The organism is Olivibacter sp. SDN3, assembly GCF_014334135.1.
In the GTDB taxonomy this organism is placed as follows: Bacteria; Bacteroidota; Bacteroidia; order Sphingobacteriales; family Sphingobacteriaceae; genus Olivibacter.
This window is the reverse complement of the sequence record NZ_CP060497.1, coordinates 3139010-3161195: the sequence shown is the minus strand read 5'-3', so window position 1 is coordinate 3161195 and position 22186 is coordinate 3139010. Positions and strand designations below refer to the sequence as shown.

The window sequence follows — 22186 nt, the reverse complement described above, 5'->3', positions numbered from 1 at the left end:
ATATCTTAATGCAATATTTTGAACATCAACTCTTTCATTAAGTCTTCCGGTTCCAGATTAATGGCGTCTACCCCTTTAGACTTTAAATCATACTCCTTCAAGTAGCCAATAATATGAAATAATTTCCCTCGTGAATAATTACGCACGGCCATTTCATAGTCTTTCAAAAAGAATGGATGCACGCCTAACTCGCGGGCGGCTGCCTGTTGACTTTTATCGGGCAGGAAATGGTATTTTAACAATTTAGAGAAATAAGCGTACAAAGAACCCATCAGTACAGGAAGCGGATTAGACTTAGGATTGGCAGCAAAATAATCAATAATTTGATTTACTTTGAAAACATCTCGTTTTCCAAGGGCCGTGTTCAGCTCGAATACGTTGAAGTCTTTACTTATACCTATATTATGCTGAACGTCGTTAACATTAATTTCCCTATCTTTTGGAACGTTCAGCATCAACTTATCAAGCTCATTGGCTACTTTAGAGAGCTCTGTGCCCAGATACTCTCCGATCATTGCTGTTGCCTGCGGATGGATGGTCATACCCCGTTCTTTTACATACTCATCGATCCATGGAGCTAACTTATTATCGTAAATTTTAGCGGACTCCAATACCAAGCCGTTCTTTTCGATAGTTTTATAAATCTTCTTCCGTTTATCAAATTTTCCATATTTATACGCAAAAGCTAGCACCGTGGTTGATAAAGGGTTATTTGCATAGGATTCAAAGAGCTCGGCAGCTTTATCCCATTTGAGATGTTGGGCTTCTTTTACGAGGATTAATTGATAGTCGCTCATCATAGGATAACGTTTCGCTGCATTTACGATGGTTATCCAATCGGTGTCCTTACCATATAGAACGGTCTGGTTAAAACCTTTTTCAGCATCACTCAATACTTTGCCTTCTAAATAATGACTGACCAAATCTATATAATACGACTCCTCCCCATGCAAAAGGTAGATTGGTTTAAGCTTTCTCTTTGATATATCCGATAATACAGTTGCTACATTCATTACTCGCGTTGACTTATAAGTTATCATGGCCATTCCACACGCGATATCTCCGGCCATGCCAACTTAGCCTGCAAAATAACAATAAATTTTAGCCTCCGCCAAATAAGTTACCTACGTATCACATACCCGCAAACTAAATATAACGATTCCCTGAGCTTTTACTAAATTGCAAATGTTCGCAAAATACTTGGTAAATTTGTACCATGCTAACACCCATAGCCCTTAATTTGCCACACTTCCCTTTTAAACTCGTTAGAGAAAAAGACAAATTGTTGATTTTCGACGAACTGAGAAAAAAACACCTGGTGTTAACTCCAGAAGAATGGGTACGGCAACATTGGATACAGCATCTAATTAGAGACAAAGCGTTTCCTAAAACACTAATCCAATCCGAAGGCGGGCTCAAACTTAATTCATTACAAAAGAGAACGGATATTGTGGTATTCGACCATGGTGGAAGAAGAATGCTTATAGCAGAGTTAAAAGCTCCCTCAGTTAAAATAACACAGGCGGTATTTGATCAGATAGCTCGTTATAATATGGTTCATAAAGTTCCCTTTCTTGTAGTAAGCAACGGTTTACAACACTACTATTGTCAGATCGATTTTGAGAAAGAGTCTTATATTTTTTTAAAAGAACTCCCTTCATATACGGAATTAATTCATGTTAAATAAAAGGCTTGTCTTTTCCAATACAAAGACAAGCCTTTTATTTAACATTTTATAATGGTGTTACTCAGCTGAAATGCTCAGTTCAACCACGTTTGCATATATAAAGTTCATCGCTTTATGGTTTGATTTTGCGGGGTTTTCCAGTTTAAACTCTTCCAATAAGCTTGTCTCTAAATTGTCGGTTCTGTCAATATCCAATACACCTCCCAAACACGGATATTTTTGCGCAAGATCACCATCATTAAAGCTTTGGATATAGGCAAATCCATCTTCCCTTGCATAGAAATTGGTAAATGTTACCGGTAAAAAATTATTTGCCTGTACCAACTCTTTTATGGTAGACCCCACGCGGATGCCTTCCTCCAATTGATACGGCCCCATCTCATCAGAAACGCTTAGTTTAGCTGCTTTACTGAAAGGAGCGCTATCTTCTGTCCAAGCTACAACCACTTCTTCTGCTGTTCCGGGGAATACTTTTGTAATATTCACCTCTTTGCCATCAATTTCTTCGGTACCGTCTTCCAGATTATCTGCACCAAACTCAGTTTCCAGATCTTCGTGGCTATAACTCAGTCTAACTTTGCCTATACTTTCACAGGTAATCAGGTTAGGGTCTAGCTCTTGCTGTTGACTATCAGCATTTTCAGAAGAGCCCCCACAAGAGGCCAACACAAACCCAATCAGCGCTAAGCTTAAAATTTTTTTCATGTCAAATAATTTGTTTTATAATTAATAATACCCACGAATATAACTATTATAGTGCGGAGTACAAAGTATCGGCAAACAGACTTCCAGTGAACATATTAATCTATTATTCCCAGCCGGTAAACTTATTACGTGAGTTGCATTTCCTTTTAGTGGGCCATGTCTACAGTGCAGCTAAGCTTTCCTCCAAAATTTTAATTTTCGCTTCCGCATCCGCCTGTTTATTTCGCTCATTCTGAACAATTTCAGGCTTAGCATTTTGCACAAACCTTTCATTAGCAAGCTTGGCATTTACAGCCTTCAAAAATCCCAGTAAGTATTGAATCTCGCTCGCAATACGCGCCTTTTCTGCTTCTACATCAATGTTTTGTGTAATAGTAATAAAAAACTCATCTTTCCCCGCCATAAAAGAGACAGCACCCGATGGTTTTTCCTTTACGAAGCTTACATCTGATATATTCGCCAATTTCTTCACGTTATCCAAATAAGGTTTGTACAACGTTGAAGTATTAACTTTTACGGCGAGAGGCAATGCGTCTTTCGGCGATATTTGTTTGGTATTCCGTATATTCCGTATTTCCGAAATAACTTGTTTAATAATATCAAAATCTTTTAAGAGCGCATGATCTACTTCGCTGGAGATAGGATATTTTGCTACTATACAGCAATCCAATGCTTCTCTACTACCAAAAAGTTCATCATGCCACAGTTCCTCAGTGAGAAAAGGCATAAAGGGATGCGCCAAAGCTAAAAGCTGCTCAAAAAAGTGCTTAGTACGGTCATAAAGAACCGAGGCTATCGGCTGCTGATAAGCCGGCTTCACCAGCTCGAGGTACCACGAGCAAAAGTCGTCCCATATCAATTTATAAACTGCCATTAGTGCGTCAGAAAGACGATAAGCAGCGAAGTGCTCATCGATATCAACTATGGCTTGATTAAACCGGCTCTCAAACCATTCAACTGCTTTTAACTCTGCCTCAGTCGCATCTTTATCTGTCGCCTTCCAACCCTTAACAAGACGGAAGGCATTCCATATTTTATTCGCAAAATTACGGCCCTGTTCACAGTAGGCAACATCAAACATCAAATCATTTCCCGCAGGTGACGATAGCAACATGCCCACTCTAACGCCATCCGTACCATATTGTTCCATTAAGGCAATCGGATCCGGCGAATTACCTAAGGATTTAGACATCTTTCGGCCCAGTTTATCCCGAACGATACCTGTTAGGTAAACGTTCTTGAAAGGCGCTTCACCTCTGAATTCATGCCCTGATATCATCATACGGGCAACCCAGAAAAACAGAATTTCAGGCGCGGTAACTAAGTCATTTGTCGGGTAATAATAGTTGATATCTGCTCCATCTGGATTCTTAAAGCCATCGAAAACAGATATAGGCCACAAACCTGAAGAAAACCAAGTATCCAGCACATCCTCCTCTTGATAAATTCCCTTTATCGACAAACCGGCCTTTTCAAATTCTTCAACAGCTTCTTCCGTTGTTTTGGCTACCACCCATTCTTGATTTTCATTAAACCAAGCAGGAATACGTTGCCCCCACCAGAGCTGTCTGGAGATATTCCAATCTTTCACATTTTCCATCCAATGGCGGTAGCTATTAATAAATTTATCAGGTATTAACCTCACCTCACCACTGAGCACGTAATCCAAAGCCGGTTTGGAAAGCTCATCCATTTTACAGAACCACTGCATGGACAGCTTCGGTTCAATGGCAGCATCGGTACGCTCTGAAAAACCTACCTGCGACTTATAATCCTCCACTTTTTCCAATTGCCCGGCTTCTTCCAATAATTTAACCACTTTCTTTCGGGCAATGAAACGGTCCTCTCCCACTAAAATTTCAGCCTTTTCGTTCAACGTTCCGTCGTCGTTTAAAATATCAATGATTTCGAGTTTATGTTTTTGCCCCAGTTCATAATCATTTAAGTCGTGCGCCGGTGTCACCTTTAAGCAACCGGTGCCGAAATCCATCTCTACATATTGATCTTCGATTATCGGAATTTCCCTATTGATTAAAGGCACCATTACTTTCTTACCTTTGAGGTATTGATAGCGCTCATCGCTGGGGTTAATACAAACAGCCGTATCCGCCATAATGGTTTCCGGACGGGTAGTTGCTATTGTGATATATTCATGATGAATCTGATCTAGGGGAACCTCTTGCGTCTTACTACTAGTGCCGGGTATCGTTTCGGGAACTACCTGGTATTGCACGTAATACAGTTTTTGATTCACCTCCTTACGAATCACTTCTTCATCGGAAACGGCAGTTTTTCCCTGCGGGTCCCAGTTTACCATCCGTATCCCACGGTAGATATACCCCTTCTTATAGAGGTGGATGAAGGTATCGATCACCGCATCACTTAAATCAGGATCCATGGTAAAGCGTGTGCGGTCCCAATCGCAGGAAGCACCCAGTTTTTTTAACTGTTCTAGAATAATACCACCGTATTTCTCTTTCCACTCCCAAGCGTAGGTCAAAAATTCTTCACGCGAAAGATCTTTTTTACTCATCCCCCGCTCCTTGAGCATTGCTACAACTTTAGCCTCTGTTGCAATTGACGCATGATCGGTACCGGGCACCCAACAGGCATTTTTACCTTGCATACGGGCACGGCGGATCAATACGTCCTGTATCGTATTATTAAGCATATGTCCCATATGCAACACGCCGGTAACATTAGGCGGAGGCATGACGATGGTGTAGGGTTCCCGATCATCTGGAACGGACCGAAAAAATTTCTTTTCCAGCCAATAAGAGTACCATTTATCTTCAGCTTCTTTGGGATTATAGGTCTTCGCTATGCTCATTATAGTAAAATTCAGTATAATAGATAAAGAGCTGCAAACTTAGATAAAAAGCCTTTTATATGCAATTTATAAAACGGCATATATGGGCACTATAAAATTCGCTTATTTTGCAGCAACATATTTCCGATCAGCATTGTTTTATTGCTAATTTGCTTTGACGCTAACTTAATTAAAGTCAATCCTAAGTCAATTAAGTTGACCTTATTTTTAATCGGGTTTAAGATCACCTTAACCAGTTTCAACGCTATACTAATTAATATAGCGTCTAACCCGATCAAGTTGAACTTCAGTATAACCGGGTTGAGGTCTAAGTCAATTAAGTTGGCCTCCTTTTTAATTGGGTTTAAGATCGCCTTAACTGGTTTCATCGTGATACTGATCAAGATGAGGTTGAAACTAACTTGATTGAAGGCTAAGTCAATTAAAATGACGGTATTTCCAATAAGATCTGACCCCATGTTAACCGACTTAAGGGCTATGCCAATAAGAATGAACTTCAACCTAAATTGATTGGGCTTCAATTTAACTTGTTTACGTTCTAAGTTGATTAAGGAAAACATCAATTAAATATGGTCTGTCGCTATCTCAATTCGGTTCAGCGCGAATCCAATTAGCTTAGCCAGGGATTTTTAAGCTTTTTAGATACGCCACACAAATGTAACGCTCGCGCCACAAGCTTGCTTATGTACATCTAAAAAGCCCCTGATAGCTTTTGACCCTGTATTTATCTTCCATATTATTCTTATCTTACCGAAAAAAATTACGCTATGATCCGTATATATACTTTTATCATATTATTCCTTGCAATGGGCAGAGGCTCAGCAGTAAACGCACAAACCGCGAACCATGCGGCAACTGCGCAATCGTTCATTTCCAACCTTGCCGCGGCCGATTATGAACAAGCACTTGATCTGGCAGCTGCAGCGTTTAAAGCAAAAGTAAGCGCCGAATCCATCAGCAAGATCTGGCAACAGCTGAATCAGGCATATGGTCCTTACGAAAGTGTTAGCCTCCCTGATAGTATTGATCAAAACGCGTCGCCACTTACCATTCACACTACCTTCAGGGATTACGTAGTGCCTCTTACCTTTCACTTCAATAGCGAGCATGAAATTGTAGGTTTCTTTGTGCAGCAAAGTCCTAGAGTACGGGGAGACGTAAAAAAAAGCCCCGCCAATTTTCCAGAAGAAGAAATAAAGATAAAAGTGGATGGTGGGGTAATCAGCGGCAACTTAATGACCCCTAAAAACCCACAGACAGGTATGCCTATAGCATTGCTAATTGCGGGGAGCGGGCCTACCGACAGGGACGGCAATAACGCATATGGCCTTCAGGCGAACAGCTATTTATTGTTAGCGGAAGCATTGGCTGACAATGGCATTGCGACTTTCAGATACGATAAGCGTTTGATAGGCGAAAGTGTAAATTTTGAAACCAGTGCCAATAAAGTCGTTTTTAATGACTTCGTGCAAGATGCTGTTACCCTTGGTCAATTTTTAAAGGGACGGAAGGATTTCGGAAAATTCTATATAATTGGACATAGTGAAGGTTCCAATATCGGAATGGTTGCCGCCCAACAACTACACCCCGATGCTTTTGTTTCCATTGCCGGCCCTGGCGAAAACCTAGCTGAAATTTTAGAGACACAATTGCTACCCGATCCCAATTTAGCTAAACAGGCAAAGCCCATTATAGCCAAACTTGTCAAGGGCGAGTTTGTTGAAAATGTTCCCGAAGAATTAAATGGTCTATTTGATCCATCGATACAAGCCTTTATTATTTCGTCATTTCAAGTTGAACCTACGGAAGAAGTAAGTAAATTAAACGTGCCGGTGTTGTTAATCGGCGGAACTGCCGATTTGCAGGTTCCCACGATAAATGCAGAATTACTGAAAGAAGCCAATCCTAATGCTAGATTGTTACTCATAAAAGGTATGAACCATGTATTGAAGGCCGTAGGTAGTGGTAAAGAGGCAAATTTGGCAACTTACAAAAGCCCGGGGTTACCTTTGCACAGTGATCTTGTGATCGGCTTGGTGAATTTTTTAAAGTAAAAAATTTAAGCTGCGAGCATAATAATTCATATATAAAAAACGGCCCATTGGAGGCCGTTTTTTATTTTATATTTTCCATAATGGAAATCAGTATGCTACATAAATTATGTTATACATCTATGTTAGCGTATTTTGCATTGCGTTCGATAAACTCTCTACGTGGGGCAACTTCATCGCCCATTAGCATAGAAAATACTCGATCACATTCAGCAGCGTTTTCGATACTTACCTGACGTAAGGTACGTGTATCCGGATTCATCGTCGTATCCCAAAGTTGTTCAGCATTCATCTCCCCCAAACCTTTGTAACGCTGCACATGAACACTATCTTCTTTACCGCTGCCTTTTAAGCGCTGAATGGCAGCAAGGCGCTGGGTTTCATCCCACGCATATTCATGCTCTTTACCTTTTTTTACCAAATAAAGCGGAGGTGTGGCAATATATACATATCCTCGTTCAATCAGTTCTTTCATATAACGGAAGTAGAACGTCAGGATAAGTGTAGTAATATGCGAACCGTCAACGTCGGCATCCGTCATAATAATAATCCGGTGATAACGCAATTTATCCAAGTTAAGTGCTTTGGCGTCCTCGGGTGTACCAATACTTACACCAAGTGCTGTGAACATATTCTTGATCTCTTCATTTTCATAGATCTTATGTTCCATAGCCTTCTCAACATTCAATATTTTACCTCTTAGCGGTAAGATTGCCTGAAACTCACGGTTGCGCCCTTGTTTGGCTGTACCACCTGCAGAATCTCCCTCTACAAGGTATATTTCACATCTTGCCGGGTCATTGTTTGCACAATCTGCCAATTTACCTGGTAAACCGCTTCCTCCCATCACGGTTTTGCGCTGCACCATATCACGGGCCTTCCGTGCCGCTGCCCTTGCCTGAGCCGCAATAATAACTTTTTGCACGATAGCTTTCGCCTCACGAGGATTCTCCTCCAGGTAAATACCTAAGATTTCGCCTACCGCAACGTCAACAGCCCCCATAACCTCGTTATTTCCTAATTTCGTTTTTGTTTGCCCCTCGAATTGAGGCTCTCCTACTTTTACGGAAATTACAGCAGTTAATCCCTCTCTAAAATCATCACCAGTAATATCTACCTTTAAATTTTTAAGCAAGCCAGATTTATCGGCATAAGCCTTTAAAGTCCGTGTAAGTCCTCGGCGGAAACCGGCCACGTGCGTTCCTCCTTCAATAGTATTGATGTTATTGACATAAGAATGCACATTTTCAGAATATGTATCGTTGTACTGCAAAGCAAGTTCTACAGGAATACCCTGCTTCACTCCTTCTACATGTATTGGGTCTGGAATCAAGGCTTGACGATTGCCGTCCAAGAATTTTACAAATTCACTCAAACCACCTTCCGAGTAAAACTCGTCATGACGGAGCGAACCATCCGCTTGTTCTTCACGCTCATCCCTCAACGTTAATCGGATCCCTTTATTCAGATAACCGAGCTCACGGAGCCTACCTGCTAAGATATCATAACTGTAAACCGTTGTCATGGTGAAGATGCTGGTATCGGGATGGAAAGTTACCTTTGTCCCTGTCCGGTCGGTCTCACCGATAATCTTTACATCGTACATTGGTTTACCCTGCTCGTACTCCTGCTTGAAAATTTTCCCTTCTCGATGTACTTCTGCTATAAGTAAGGTAGAAAGCGCATTCACACAGGATACCCCAACGCCGTGTAAACCTCCAGAAACCTTATAGGTATCTTTGTCAAATTTACCTCCGGCATGCAGCATCGTCATCACCATTTCCAAGGCAGATTTATTTTCCTTTTTGTTGATACCGGTCGGAATTCCACGACCGTTATCTTCTACTGAAATGGAATTATCTTTATGAATAGTTACGTGGATGTCTGTACAGTAACCTGCTAGCGCTTCATCAATGGAGTTATCAACTACTTCATACACCAGGTGGTGCAACCCCTTAACTCCAACATCTCCGATATACATCGAAGGTCTTTTTCTTACAGCTTCTAACCCCTCTAGTACCTGTATATTATCTGCAGAGTAATTGGATTTGTTCTTGTTTTCTTCGCTCATGTATAATTTAGTTCCAAAATACAAAAATACGAATTTTTACTGACATTTCAGGCATACCGTTCATCACAAAACAGCCATTTGAAAAAAAATTATATTGTCTATGATTTTTATATTAGGTTTGCGTTTTATTGTTTAGGAATTAAATAGCATAAAATGAACAAACCATTCGCTTCTTTGGCAAAAATTGCTTTCGGCTTGGCGTTAGCCACAGTTGCCGTATCATGTAATAACGCCCAAAACACTACCGCTACTAAAACTAGTAACGACAGTACGGCTGCCGCTAGTACAGATGGAGATAAAATTGTGTATGTGAACTCTGATTCTTTATTGGCCAACTATGAGTACTTTAAAGATATGCAAACTGCATTGGAAGCTAAAGCTAAAAAAACACAAAGTGAACTTCAGGCAAAAGGTAATGCTTTTCAACGGGAAGTTGCAGATTATCAAAAAAATGCGGCTACCATGAGTGCTGAGCAGCGCCAAAGTACCGAAGAGCGTTTAGCACGTAAACAGGAAGAGCTTGGGAAGTTCAACCAAAATGCCAATCAATCTTTTGCTAATGATGAGGCCCAAGAACAGGAAAAACTTTATAATAAAGTATCTGATCACTTAAAAGGTTATGCAACAGAGAAAGGGTATAAATACGTACTGACCTATTCAAGGGGTAACCCGGGAGTACTATTTGCAGACACCACCCTCGAGGTAACTAAAGAGGTGGTAGATGGCTTAAATGCAGCATATAAGAAGGAAAAGAAATAAAGCTCAAAAGAAGCTTAGCTAACGTAAAAACAAAAAAGGAGTGATGCTAGCATCACTCCTTTTTTGTTACCTCTGCCTTTGTGGTCGACTTGTTTTGCGATAAAGCCTTCTTCTTTTTTATGTTATGAGGACGTGGTTTACCGAAAGATCCCTTTACAATTTTTCCTCTTTTCGTTTTTTTATCTCCTTTTCCCATAAAAATATGTGTTATTTAATGTGAATTGAACCCAAATTTCTAATATAGCGATTTCATAAAAAGAATCAAAATCATCACCGATCACTCCTGTCGTTTAAAACGCATCAATGCAATATCTCCCATAATAAGATTAAGCGTATTCCCGTCATCCGTTATATCATACCTATCAATTTTCTCTAAGGTTCGTAGAAACACAGACTCTCCCTCCCCCGGGCAAGCCATTTTGGTCATTCCTAAACCCTCTTTAAAACTAATATTTTGTCCGTCACGGTCCAGTTTACCAAAGAAATTATTGCAGCTGGTGTTCCCACTAACGCGGTTACTATCTACTTCTATTTTGAGAAAAGGTTTCTTGTTAGGATACAGGCCCTCGAAGGTTATACGCGGCCCACTAACATAGTCAAGTTGCCAGGTACCTGAGAGTTCATCGGTACCGTTAATTATATTTTTCTTTGCTGCGCAGGCCATAAACACCCCAGCTATTACTAAAAGCATAATGAATAATCTGTTCATCTTGTAATATATTAACTATTGGTGAAACAGCATCAAACTGTCTTATAATAAAGACTATTTTCAAGGTAACAGGTTTAACTGATAAAAGTTTTATACCAAATTGGTAACCAACAGACGATTCAGTCATCATTCCACTTCGTGCAATTTTCTTATATTTACCACATTTTAACACACAGCTTATGCAAACAAAAGAACCTTTTGACGTTACCTTTAACGATGTGGATTATGCAGTCTTCCCAGAAGAAGACAATACCTATACCATTTTTAAAGATGGGGTAGAGTATATTAAAATCATGAAAGATACAGAAAGCAGCTGGCTAAAGCTAGATCCAGAAACTGAACTACCTCGCTTCGAAGCAGATGACGAAATCAATGCCATAGGCAAAGAAATTATCGCTTATCAGTCGTCTCTTTAAATTAAAACAAGGTCAATACGTTATCTTACCCGCTGACGGATCAAGGTTGTCATCTGACCTTTATACCATCCGCTTAACGAAATCTGAACGCCAAGCCAGTAGCACCCATAAGTGAATACCGGCGCTGCAACCACATCTATGGTGTAATGAACATGTTGTATAAGCACCATTGACCCTACCAACACTGCCGCAATAAAAGCCCACATTTTGTCCTGCCTTTTGAGCAAACAGAGAGACATTAAAAACATTGCCGAAGTATGTCCTGAAAAGAAAAGGTCTTTGGTGATAAATTGCGCATTCCCGTAAGCCAAATTGCTTATAGGATCTATCAACGGGATCAAACCTTCAGGTGCATCCAAGGGCACAAGCGAAATCGTGAGCATCCGGGTAAATAGCACGAGTATAAACCCATACATAGCCGTTATCATGATAACTGGGTTAAAAAAACACCGATAGATTAACAAAGCGGTAGTACTCCATATACAAATAAAGATAGGTGTAGACAAATCCTTTGCAGGCAGTACCTGTAATAAAGGATCGTTTAAGAATACACCATCACGCAACTCGATATGATCAAAAAAATAAGGTAATACCAAAAAGATGGTAATCAGCAAAATATGTCCAATGATAAGCCAACTTCTAAAAGCCCAACTTTGCATGGCCTGCTTCCAAGTAATACCCATTGCTTGGTTAGCGCGTGATAAGGGGTACATTTTTTCTATAAAAAATCAATTGCAAATTTGGCTTAACATTTTGATAATAAAAAATTAATTTTTTCTAATGTTCAGCGTCTACGGGAATCTATAAAAGCGATAAAAATTTATCCGGATGGATTGTTCAGCAAGCCGTGCATCAAACAGTTTGGTGACGGCGAAATCGAGGAGATGTTTAAGCAATTCAAAAAAAACAGTAATCTCGGCTGTATACGGTCTCCTATTCTTGAAACATGAATGAAATATGTTTACTGCATGTACATGTATAATATTGTAGGTTATTATTCAATTCTTTATATTTTTTTCTTCTATGTTACAAAAAAGTGGTTTTTGTAAAAAGAAACTGATGGCCATTTTAACTGTTTATTAACAAAACGTAACTATACTGTTACTTTTTGGGTGACGCATTTTAAAAGTTTATTCCGTTATTAGTTATACCGTTTTCCTTTGGAAGATGAATCACCTAGATAAAACTGTATAAATTCAGCCATCAAACATTGATAGTCAGTATAAAAAATATATTACTAAAAAGGTTAATAAAAAAAATCAAACGACGCACAGTCGCCGTCCAACAAGGAGCAGGTCAGAAGCAGTTGCAATTATTGATAAAAGATCAAGAATTGCTCCATAAACGCTTAACAGAAAAGTTGAAGCGTCAAGAGAAAATAATTGTTGCCTTTTTCGCTGTACACGCCCCTGTATGGAAACTAGATCACGTATATCAATTGATGAAGGCTGATGAACGGTTTGATCCGATAATAGTGGTGATCCCTTATGTCGTTTTTGGAGAAAAACAATTACATGAGGATATGAACCTCGCTTATCATATGTTTGTTTCAAAAGGTTATCGGGTTGTAAAAAGCTTGAACGAAGAAACAGGAGAGTGGATGGACATCAGGCAAGCAATTAACCCTGATATTATTTTTTATACTAATCCGCATGAATTAACACGACCCGAATACTATATTCATCATTTTCCTGATGTACTTTCTTGCTATGTACAATACTCATTTCATATCACCCATCTTCATGAAATGCAGTACAACCAACTGTTTCATAACAAAATATGGAAAGCTTTTTACGAAACATCTATCCATAAAAAGTTTGCAGAAAAATATGCGGCTAATAAAGGGAACAATGTGACGGTTACTGGATATGCGGGAACAGATGTATTTTTAAAACCCAAAGACCCGTCCAATGATCCCTGGAAAATAAAGGATCGAAGGATAAAACGAATCATTTGGGCACCACACCACACAATTGATGATGATAAAAGTTTCTTGAGTTATTCGTCGTTTTTATTGTATGCCGACTTTTTTCTGGAACTGGCCAAGAAGTATCAAGATCAATTGCAATTTGCTTTTAAGCCCCATCCCATATTAAGACCCAAATTGAGTGATGATAAAATGTGGGGTAAAGCCAAAACGGATGCCTACTACGAACGGTGGGATACTCTTGATAATACACAGCTCTTCGAAGCTGATTATGTTGATCTATTTTTAACATCTGACGCACTGATTCATGACAGTGCTTCTTTTATGGTAGAATATCTGTATCTTGATAAGCCTATTTTATATACCCTACGGGATAAACAGGTTACTGATCGTTTTAACACGTTCGGTAAGATGGCCTTCGCCGTCCATCAACATGCTGAAAATAAAGAAGATATCTTAACATTCATACAAAACACGGTATTTGCCGGCCAAGACGACTCCAGACCTGAACGAAAGAAATTCTATGAAGCCTATCTGCTCCCGCCAAATCAGCAGACAGCTTCCGAAAATATTATAAAAGAACTTTATCGCTTTATCTAAAAAAGAAAAAAATGAAAAAGAAAGTGTATGTAGGGATGAGTGCAGACATTATACATCCCGGACATTTAAATATTATACAGGAAGCAGCCAAGCTTGGTGAAGTGACCGTTGGTGTGCTGACAGATAAGGCGATCGCAAGTTACAAGCGTTTACCTTACCTCGATTTCGAACAACGAAAAATCATTGTAGAAAATATCAAAGGAGTCGAAAGAGTAATTCCTCAGAAAACGCTCGACTATGTACCTAATTTGTTAATAGAAAAACCCGATTTTGTGGTGCATGGTGATGACTGGAAAGAAGGCATACAGAAACGTACACGGCAACGTGTGATCGATACCATTGTCCAGTGGGGAGGCAAAGTGATCGATATTCCGTATACCCACGGCATCTCGTCTACACAGCTCAATAAACGTATCAAATCAATTGGCACCACGCCCAATGTAAGACTTAAACGTTTACGTCGACTGATAGCAGCAAAACCTATTGTGCGCATCTTGGAATCACATAATGGTTTAACAGGTCTGATCATTGAAAATACAAAAGTAGAGATCAATGGTACGCTGCAAGAGTTTGACGGTATGTGGTCGAGCAGCCTGACAGACTCTACATCCAAGGGTAAACCCGATATTGAAGCCGTAGACATCACCACCCGCATGCTCAATTTAAATGATGCGTTGGAATGTACTACCAAACCTATTATTTTTGACGGTGATACAGGAGGTAAGATTGAACATTTCGCTTTTACCGTAAGAACTTTAGAACGCCATGGCGTGTCGGCGGTAATTATAGAAGATAAAATAGGGCTCAAAAAAAATTCGCTCTTTGGTACGTCTGTCCCCCAAAAACAAGATAGTATTGAAGATTTTTCGGCTAAAATAAAAGTTGGAAAACAAGCACAGGTAACAGATGATTTTATGATCATTGCCCGCTTGGAAAGCCTTATTCTAGGAAAAACGGTAGAACATGCTTTGGAAAGGGCCTTTGCTTATATCGATGCCGGTGCTGACGGCGTGATGATCCATAGTAAAGAAAAAACGGGAGATGATATTCGCGATTTCTGTGAGAAATTCCGGAAAACAGACAAGAACACGCCAATCGTGGTGGTACCTTCGACTTTTAACCACATAACCGAAGAAGAATTCAAACAGATGGGGGTGAATATTATCATATATGCCAACCATATGTTGAGAGCAGCCTATCCCGCTATGCTGGATGTAGCTAAATCTATTTTAACACATGGCCGCTCTTATGAAGCGAACGACAAATGTATGCCTATCAAGGAAATTTTAGAACTTATTCCGGGAACCAAATAATTATGATAAACTGTGAATCATTTCTAATCAAGCTCAACGACTTGGGGATTCGTTTTTATACCGGGGTACCCGATTCGCTGTTGAAAGATATCGGAGCCTATATAGCTGATCATGCCGATAGCAGTCAACATATCATCGCCGCCAACGAGGGGGCAGCTGTGGGACTTGCTGCTGGCTATCATCTGGCCACCGGGGCGGTTCCGATGGTTTACTTACAAAATTCCGGACTGGGAAATACGATCAACCCCCTTCTTTCGCTGGCAGATCAGGAGGTTTATAGCATCCCTATGCTAATGATGATCGGGTGGCGTGGTGAACCTGGCAAGAAAGATGAGCCTCAACATATCAAACAGGGCAGGGTGCAAAATGCATTGCTAGATGCTATGGAAATACCTTATAGGGTGATTGATCATAGCGATGCACAAACGATTGATCATACCCTGCAAGACTTGGTATCAATTGCCAAACGAGAAAATAGACCAGTGGCCTTGGTAGTGAGTGCAAATACCTTTGCTCCTTATAAACTACAGCACGACGTTAAAACAAACTTCCCATATAACCGGGAACAGGCCTTGGAAGTGATCTTGCAACAAATACCAGCAGAAGCGATTGTGGTTTCCACTACAGGAAAAACTTCTCGGGAGGTATTTGAAATCAGAAAAAAACAACAGCAGAGCGGAGCAACTGATTTTCTTACCGTAGGCTCCATGGGGCACGCCAATCAGATCGCTGTAGGCATTGCCCTGCATAGTAACAAACCTGTCTATTGCCTCGATGGAGATGGCGCCGTATTGATGCATATGGGAAGTTTAGCCATCGCGGGCTTAAGTAACGCCAACAATTTACATCATATTGTGTTAAATAATGGAGCACACGATTCGGTAGGTGGCCAGCCAACTGCAGGTTTCGAGGTAGACTTCAAGGCCATTGCCTTAGGCTGTGGTTACAGAGAAAGCTACAGCATGAGTATAGCAACGGATATTGAAGCGCACATCCGCTCATTGGACAAGGAAGTTGGGCCAACTTTTACTGAGATAAAGGTAAACAAAGGGGCACGTAAAGACCTGGGGCGCCCCACTTCTACGCCGTTGGAGAATAAGCAAAAGTTAATGCAATTGTTGCAATCATGAGAACAGGTAGTGTGGATTTCGGACGTGATGAGTTAAATAGTTTAAGTCGTATCCTCGAAAGATATCCGACAAGTAATGTGCTGCTCGTTACCGGAAGGGCTTCTTATAATGAACAACCTTTAAGATGCCATTTTGAATCACTCCTAGATAAACATGTTGTTTGGCGATATGACGATTTCAGCGTCAACCCTTCCCTGGACGACCTCCAGAAAGGTACAAAAATAGTTGCTGAATTAAAACCAGATCTTATCATAGGCATCGGCGGCGGGAGCGTACTGGACACTGCGAAACTCATACGCATTTTACCTAATCATACACAGCAGATCGAAGAAATTATCAAAGGGATGTCTCCCATCAAAGAGAGTAAGATTAAACTCATACTGATTCCCACAACTGCCGGTAGTGGTAGTGAAGCTACCCATTTTGCCGTTTCCTATATTGGAAAAGACAAATATTCAGTGGCATCACCATTTCTTGTGCCAGATCACGTTATTCTTGACCCAGCCTTGAGCGATTCCATGCCGTCCTATCTAACAGCCGTCACCGGGGCGGATGCACTTGCGCAAGCTATTGAGTCATACTGGGCCGTGGGAGCAACTGAAGAAAGTATAGATTATGCTGCAGAAAGCATAATCGAAATTCTGCAGCATTTTGAAGACGTGATACATAGGCCAAGTAAACAGGCTCGCGACAAAATGATGCTTGCCTCCTACCTCGCAGGTAAGGCCATTAACATTACCAAAACTACTGCGCCGCATGCCCTTTCTTACGGTTTCACCCAAAACCATGGTATCCCGCACGGACATGCGGTGATGCTGACTCTCCCTGAGCTCTTACGGCTCAACACTTTTACAGCACTTGAAGCATTAAGTGATAAGCTCTCTTACCGTGAATATCCTAAAAGAGTCAAACAGCTGTGTAAACTGTTTGGTAAAGATGAACCCGAAGACGTAGCGCAATATCTTGAGGTACTCTTAGACCACGTTGGCCTCAAGCGGAGACTGCGAGACTTTGATATCGCTTTCGACGATTTACCTATGTTGGCAAAAAGTGTCAATACCGAGCGCTTAAATAACAATCCCGTGCAACTGACCCAACGGCAATTACTCGAAGTTTTGGAGAAAATTTATTAACCAGCCTATTTTCTTTTGCGGAATTTCAGGAATAATCGTCTGAACGATTTACGAAAAGACTTGTATTTAAAGAATAAGTGCATATTAGGAAAGATCAGCTGTGCAGCGCGTTTTTTATTCGTGATGCAATTATCGGCAATTTCCAATAGCAAATGTTGTTCCCGCATCGGTTTAGCTGGAGGGTACAACTCTTCCCACTTGGCTAAAATATACCTTTCGGCATCCAACATTTTCGATCGGTTATGAGTAGCATTGCTACCATGCATCCGATAAAAGGCAAGCCGCTCGTTGATATACGCAAATGGATATTGATCAGCTATGCGCAGCCACATATCCCAATCCTCAATATAACACTTTTCGTCAAAATATCCCACATGATCAAAAACTTCTTTTTTAACCATGACCGTTAGCGCCGGCACCAAATTTCCTTTGATAAGATGTTCAAAATCGCAAGTCTGAATTAGCTCACCATGGAGTTCGCCGGTGACAATACCTGCGTCATCTACTAAATGTGCCCGGCTAAAAATAAAACCAAAATCCGGATATTGCTCATAAAAAGCCACCTGTTTTTCCACCTTTGTTTCTTCCCAATAATCATCAGAGGCGACGATACAGACATATTTACCCTTGGCATATTGTCTGATCCCTTTATTCAAAGTGGCAGATAATCCAATATTCTCGTGACTTTCAGCAAAAAAACCATATTTATCCGCTAAAGCGTTAATAATAGTAAAGGAGCTATCTTTGGAACCATCATCCAGCACAAAGATCTCCATATTTGTATAGGTTTGGCTCACTACACTCTGGATACATTGCGCAATGTATTTTTCATGGTTATAACAAGGAATAATAACGGATACTAAGGGATTATTTGTAGTCATCAATAAGCGTTCAATAGTGATATTAGCTGATCAATTTCTTCTTGCCTGAGCACTGGGCTCATTGGCAGGCTAAGCACTTCCCGGTGGATCTTTTCGGTTACAGGAAAGTGTAAATGATGCCATTCCGGATACGCCTCCTGCTTATGGGGGGGTATAGGATAATGTATTTGCGTCTGCACACCCGCTTGCTGCAGGTATTCTTGCAGCGCGTCCCTATTCGCTGTACGAATGACAAAAAGATGCCAAACGTGGCTTTCTGTTGCTTTATTTTCAGGTAAAATAACCTTGGGATTGTTTATTTCCATCAAGTAGCGCTTAGCCACTGCTCGCCGTTTAGCGGTATCGGCTTCCAGTTGCTGAAGCTTTACCCGTAAAAGCGCCGATTGAATTTCATCCAATCGACTATTAACACCTTTGTACTGAGTATGGTACTTTTCGCTGGATCCATAGTTTGCCAGCGTACGCACTATTTCAGCCAGCTGCGCATCGTTGGTTGTCACGGCCCCACCATCTCCCAAAGCTCCGAGATTTTTACCTGGATAGAAACTAAACCCAGCGGCATCACCAAGCTTACCTGCTCGCTGTTCAGACAGAACCGCTCCATGCGCCTGCGCAGCATCTTCAATCACCTTTAGTCCGTATTGCTTAGCTAAGCGATCTATTTTCTCCATATCGCATAACTGCCCATATAAATGTACAGGCATGATCGCTTTGGTTCGGGAAGTAATGTGCGCCTGGATAACATCGGCATTAATTAAATAGGTATGAATATCCGGCTCTACCAAAACGGGTATTAAATTATTAGTGGATATAGCCAATATACTCGCAATAAACGTATTTGCAGGCACTATAATCTCATCCCCATCGGTTAATATACCCAGTTCTTTGTACGCCCTTATAATTAAAGACAGTGCATCTAATCCATTGGCTACCCCTATACAATGCTGAACTCCGCAATAATGTGCAAATTCCGCTTCAAATGCGTCCACTTCCCTGCCCTGTATGAACCATCCGGAATCAATTACCCTTTCAAAGGCATTGATCAGCTCTTGCTTATGCCGCTGATTAATTTCATATAGATCTAAAAATTTAATCATATTGCTATAGGTACTCCCTCTATTAATTGGTAATGTTTCCCTGTTTCTTTATCTATTAGCTGAAGATCAAGTAATATCGCATCTTTTGTAATGTATCCTTTATGTACAGCTGGATTTCCATACCAAACGGTGTAATTTGGAATATCCTTTGTCACCACGCTTCCCGCACCTATAAAAGCGTATGCTCCAACGAAAATTCCAGCTACTAATGTCGTATTTGCTCCTATAGAGGCCCCCCTTTTTAATTTTGTATTCTTGAATGCGCCTGGATACACCTTAGATCTTGGCACTAAATCATTTGTGAAAGTTACATTCGGGCCAATAAAAACATCATCTTCTACCGTCACGCCATCCCATAACTGTACTCCTGATTTTATAGTTACATTATTTCCAATGCTTACCTCATTTTCAATAAAGCAATGACTACAGATATTACAATTTTCTCCAATCACCGCATTAGGCAGAACAATCGCGAACTGCCATATTTTAGTATCCTTACCAATATTGACGGCCTGCACATCGGCCAAGGGATGTTTAAAATAACTCATATATTACCCTGAATAATTTTGTTTAGCTATTAAAGATAGAAAAGTCTCATAATCACGGATGTAGTCATCTGCATTATATAATTCCGAGGCCAATACCAACAAAACGGCGCCCGACGAAAAATTCACCAAGTCTCGCCAGATACCCGGTGTAATCAATAAACCTACATTCGGTCGGTTTAAACTAACTGTCTTCCGCATACGGCCGTCATCCAAAATAACATCAAAGCTACCACTGGCAGCTACCAATAGCTGATATAATCGATAATGGGCATGCCCTCCCCTGCTTTCTCCACCCGGAATATCATACAGGTAATACACCCGTTTTATATCAAAAGGGATATCCAGTTCGCCATGTATGGGCGTAATATTACCCGATCGGTTGTGTATCTTTGGAAGATCTATTACATTACAGTTATAAACCGAGCTGCTAAACATAATTATGTTCCTTTCTTATATGTTAAAAATGCATCATAATCTCTTATGTAATCCGCTGTATCAAATACGGTTGAAGATGCTATAAATGCCAATGAGTTAGTCGAAAAATTATCCATATAACGCCATAAACCACTCGGTACGTATAATCCATAATAGGAACGGTTCAGGGAAAACACCTTTTTATCCACCCCATCATCCAATACAACGTCAAAACTTCCGGAAAGCGCTACAATAAATTCTTTATTATGCTTATAAGCATGGGCACCCCTATATTCACCACCGGGCACATCGTAAATCCAATATACTCTTTTTATCGCAAAGGGAATTTGATTTCCCTGTTGTAAAAAAGAGAGGTTACCTCTTTCATCTTCAATTTTCGGTAATTGGATAATTTGCGCATCGGCTAATTTCATAGTATTTATTTTAAACAGCTAAAATAGGAAGATTCTTGGAAGAAGGAGGGGATTGGAGTCGTTGATTTGTTATTTACACGTGGATACCATCAGAAGCCACAACAAAAAACCAGTCGTTCGAAATAATAATTTCGAACGACTGGTTTGACGATAAGAAATACACCTTACTAGGTGAAAAAACACCTTAGTAGTTAAAAGCTTTTCTACCTTCGTTCCCCCTGATAAGCATAAAACTCAATTCTTTCATAATAATACCCACCGTTATACCCACCTGGACTATAATGGGTAGTATAAAAATGGTTTTTCAGACTTGGGCTAAAATATCTGTAAACCGGAACAGTTCCAGGCTGCTGTGTTGCATATGCATAAAATTCTATCTTTTCAAAAGCATAATTAGGAAAGGTGGAATTATTTGACACAGTAGTATAAAAATGATCGATATTTTGAGAATCAAAGTATCGGTAGATCGGAACAGTTCCGGAGACCTGTGTTGTTAAAGCATAAAATTCTATGAACTCAAAAGTATAACCACCAGGAGTTATATTAGAAACCGTGTAAAAATGATTAGCTGAGTTTGAAGCACCATAATAATATCGATAAATAGATGCTGAATTTGCTACAGGAGGATTACCAGGGGGGTTGATTGCTCCATTAATAACATTTAGACTTTTGCTTATTTCCATATAAGGGCCGTACGATGGCGACCCTTGTGACCTTACTCGGTATTTTGCGCGCAATACCCCTCCGGCCTGACTAGTACCAAGAGCAATAAATCTCCTATCATTTCCTGTCCAAGTATCACCAAGAAAATTGGAATTGGTTATGTAGACCGGAGCAGATTCATAGTTCTGACCGTTTCTCTGAATGTAAAAGACCAATTGCATATCAACGTCCTCGTAAACACCATTTACTTGTTCACGAGTGAAGGTATATGAAATTCTAGGTGTTCCACCTTTGGCTAAATCCAAGTTCCCATTGGTCATATATGCGGCATCCGGAGCCCATCCCGTTACTTTTGGAACTGCATTGGATATGGTGGAAATAAGCAAAAAAGCAACGCTAAGTAAAAAGTTATGCTTCATATTATTTGGGTTGGAATTGAGTAAAAAAATCGGGGTTATTTTCTTTGACAAAATCCAAATGTTTTTGTACCGAATCAATATGATCCGAAATAGGCGTATTAGGCACAAAAACATGATTTGTTTTCGGGTTAAACTGAACATCTGCCCCTTTCACTCCCGCTGTAATAGAAATAAAATCACGCATTTCCTGAGTCAATAAGGCTTCCTTACCCTCATTGTTGGCCAGATCCTCTTGTTTACAAGAAGACACAGATAGTGCTAATACTATAAAAGCAACTACCATTTTTAGTTTATTTATCATTTGTAAAAACAAGTACTTTTAGGTGACTTAAATTCCGTTAACCATGAGAAATTGTTAGTTTAGGCATTAGGTCTTGTACTTAAGAGGCGAAATAATAT

At 40.2% G+C, this 22186-nt stretch carries 23 protein-coding genes; 8 read left to right on the top strand and 15 right to left on the bottom strand.

The features are described 5' to 3' along the window. Positions 1 to 5: 5 nt before the first annotated feature. The gene (gene holA, locus H8S90_RS13075) at positions 6 to 1013 is read right to left on the bottom strand and encodes a DNA polymerase III subunit delta (RefSeq protein ID WP_187338317.1); all 1008 of its coding nucleotides are present in this window, start codon (positions 1011 to 1013) and stop codon (positions 6 to 8) included. A gap of 203 nt (positions 1014 to 1216) precedes the next feature. Between holA and H8S90_RS13070 the strand changes: the two genes are divergently transcribed. Continuing rightward, entirely contained in the window at positions 1217 to 1687 is a 471-nt protein-coding gene (locus tag H8S90_RS13070) for a type I restriction enzyme HsdR N-terminal domain-containing protein (protein ID WP_187338316.1), read from the top strand. A 57-nt stretch (positions 1688 to 1744) separates the two neighbouring features. On the opposite strand, the gene H8S90_RS13065 is transcribed toward H8S90_RS13070, so the two are convergent. The 3 genes from H8S90_RS13065 to H8S90_RS13055 form a co-directional block, all read right to left on the bottom strand. Next, positions 1745 to 2392 (bottom strand): hypothetical protein, encoded by a 648-nt coding sequence (locus H8S90_RS13065; RefSeq protein ID WP_187338315.1) that lies wholly within the window; start codon positions 2390 to 2392, stop codon positions 1745 to 1747. A gap of 160 nt (positions 2393 to 2552) precedes the next feature. Beyond that, positions 2553 to 5222, bottom strand: coding sequence for a valine--tRNA ligase (locus tag H8S90_RS13060; RefSeq protein ID WP_187338314.1), 2670 nt, complete (start codon positions 5220 to 5222; stop codon positions 2553 to 2555). A gap of 89 nt (positions 5223 to 5311) precedes the next feature. Next, positions 5312 to 5680, bottom strand: a complete 369-nt coding sequence (locus tag H8S90_RS13055) for a hypothetical protein (protein ID WP_187338313.1) — start codon at positions 5678 to 5680, stop codon at positions 5312 to 5314. Between the two features lie 309 nt (positions 5681 to 5989). Here H8S90_RS13055 and H8S90_RS13050 point away from each other — a divergent pair, with 309 nt between their 5' ends. Beyond that, positions 5990 to 7276: a serine aminopeptidase domain-containing protein gene (locus H8S90_RS13050; RefSeq protein ID WP_187338312.1), complete on the top strand. Its 1287-nt coding sequence runs from the start codon at positions 5990 to 5992 to the stop codon at positions 7274 to 7276. Positions 7277 to 7385: 109 nt separating this feature from the next. Here H8S90_RS13050 and gyrB read toward each other — a convergent pair whose 3' ends face one another. Continuing rightward, a complete protein-coding gene (gene gyrB / locus H8S90_RS13045) occupies positions 7386 to 9344 on the bottom strand; it encodes a DNA topoisomerase (ATP-hydrolyzing) subunit B (protein WP_187338311.1) in 1959 nt (652 codons plus the stop codon). A 153-nt stretch (positions 9345 to 9497) separates the two neighbouring features. Here gyrB and H8S90_RS13040 point away from each other — a divergent pair, with 153 nt between their 5' ends. After that, positions 9498 to 10103, top strand: coding sequence for an OmpH family outer membrane protein (locus tag H8S90_RS13040; RefSeq protein WP_187338310.1), 606 nt, complete (start codon positions 9498 to 9500; stop codon positions 10101 to 10103). A gap of 52 nt (positions 10104 to 10155) precedes the next feature. Here H8S90_RS13040 and H8S90_RS13035 read toward each other — a convergent pair whose 3' ends face one another. Continuing rightward, a complete protein-coding gene (locus H8S90_RS13035) occupies positions 10156 to 10299 on the bottom strand; it encodes a 30S ribosomal protein THX (RefSeq protein ID WP_187338309.1) in 144 nt (47 codons plus the stop codon). Positions 10300 to 10380: 81 nt separating this feature from the next. Continuing rightward, on the bottom strand, positions 10381 to 10812 hold the full coding sequence (locus H8S90_RS13030) for an META domain-containing protein (RefSeq protein WP_187338308.1): 432 nt from the start codon (positions 10810 to 10812) through the stop codon (positions 10381 to 10383). A 179-nt stretch (positions 10813 to 10991) separates the two neighbouring features. Between H8S90_RS13030 and H8S90_RS13025 the strand changes: the two genes are divergently transcribed. After that, positions 10992 to 11228, top strand: coding sequence for a hypothetical protein (locus tag H8S90_RS13025; RefSeq protein ID WP_187338307.1), 237 nt, complete (start codon positions 10992 to 10994; stop codon positions 11226 to 11228). A 20-nt stretch (positions 11229 to 11248) separates the two neighbouring features. Here the strand turns inward: H8S90_RS13025 and H8S90_RS13020 are convergent, their stop codons facing one another. Continuing rightward, positions 11249 to 11941 (bottom strand): sphingomyelin synthase family protein, encoded by a 693-nt coding sequence (locus H8S90_RS13020; protein ID WP_255501598.1) that lies wholly within the window; start codon positions 11939 to 11941, stop codon positions 11249 to 11251. 497 nt (positions 11942 to 12438) lie between these two features. Here H8S90_RS13020 and H8S90_RS13015 point away from each other — a divergent pair, with 497 nt between their 5' ends. The 4 genes from H8S90_RS13015 to H8S90_RS13000 are packed head-to-tail and all read left to right on the top strand — an operon-like array spanning position 12439 to position 17331. Beyond that, on the top strand, positions 12439 to 13755 hold the full coding sequence (locus H8S90_RS13015; protein WP_187338306.1) for a CDP-glycerol glycerophosphotransferase family protein: 1317 nt from the start codon (positions 12439 to 12441) through the stop codon (positions 13753 to 13755). A gap of 11 nt (positions 13756 to 13766) precedes the next feature. After that, positions 13767 to 15068: a phosphoenolpyruvate mutase gene (aepX, locus tag H8S90_RS13010; RefSeq protein ID WP_187338305.1), complete on the top strand. Its 1302-nt coding sequence runs from the start codon at positions 13767 to 13769 to the stop codon at positions 15066 to 15068. A gap of 2 nt (positions 15069 to 15070) precedes the next feature. After that, positions 15071 to 16198 carry a phosphonopyruvate decarboxylase gene (gene aepY, locus H8S90_RS13005; protein WP_187338304.1) on the top strand — a complete coding sequence of 376 codons (1128 nt, stop codon included), beginning with the start codon at positions 15071 to 15073 and terminating at the stop codon, positions 16196 to 16198. Beyond that, positions 16195 to 17331 (top strand): phosphonoacetaldehyde reductase, encoded by a 1137-nt coding sequence (locus H8S90_RS13000; RefSeq protein WP_187338303.1) that lies wholly within the window; start codon positions 16195 to 16197, stop codon positions 17329 to 17331. Before aepY ends, H8S90_RS13000 begins: the two co-directional genes overlap by 4 nt. 5 nt (positions 17332 to 17336) lie before the next feature. On the opposite strand, the gene H8S90_RS12995 is transcribed toward H8S90_RS13000, so the two are convergent. The 7 genes from H8S90_RS12995 to H8S90_RS12965 form a co-directional block, all read right to left on the bottom strand. Then, positions 17337 to 18212 (bottom strand): glycosyltransferase, encoded by an 876-nt coding sequence (locus tag H8S90_RS12995; RefSeq protein ID WP_187338302.1) that lies wholly within the window; start codon positions 18210 to 18212, stop codon positions 17337 to 17339. After that, positions 18212 to 19309, bottom strand: a complete 1098-nt coding sequence (locus H8S90_RS12990; protein ID WP_187338301.1) for a DegT/DnrJ/EryC1/StrS aminotransferase family protein — start codon at positions 19307 to 19309, stop codon at positions 18212 to 18214. Before H8S90_RS12990 ends, H8S90_RS12995 begins: the two co-directional genes overlap by 1 nt. After that, a complete protein-coding gene (locus H8S90_RS12985) occupies positions 19306 to 19857 on the bottom strand; it encodes an acyltransferase (RefSeq protein ID WP_187338300.1) in 552 nt (183 codons plus the stop codon). Before H8S90_RS12985 ends, H8S90_RS12990 begins: the two co-directional genes overlap by 4 nt. 3 nt (positions 19858 to 19860) lie before the next feature. Next, positions 19861 to 20292 carry an FdtA/QdtA family cupin domain-containing protein gene (locus H8S90_RS12980; protein WP_187338299.1) on the bottom strand — a complete coding sequence of 144 codons (432 nt, stop codon included), beginning with the start codon at positions 20290 to 20292 and terminating at the stop codon, positions 19861 to 19863. A gap of 2 nt (positions 20293 to 20294) precedes the next feature. Beyond that, positions 20295 to 20705 (bottom strand): FdtA/QdtA family cupin domain-containing protein, encoded by a 411-nt coding sequence (locus H8S90_RS12975; RefSeq protein WP_187338298.1) that lies wholly within the window; start codon positions 20703 to 20705, stop codon positions 20295 to 20297. 203 nt (positions 20706 to 20908) lie between these two features. Then, on the bottom strand, positions 20909 to 21787 hold the full coding sequence (locus H8S90_RS12970; RefSeq protein WP_187338297.1) for a hypothetical protein: 879 nt from the start codon (positions 21785 to 21787) through the stop codon (positions 20909 to 20911). 1 nt (position 21788) lies between these two features. Then, complete coding sequence (locus H8S90_RS12965; protein ID WP_187338296.1) at positions 21789 to 22088, bottom strand: hypothetical protein; 300 nt, start codon at positions 22086 to 22088, stop codon at positions 21789 to 21791. Positions 22089 to 22186: the final 98 nt, after the last annotated feature.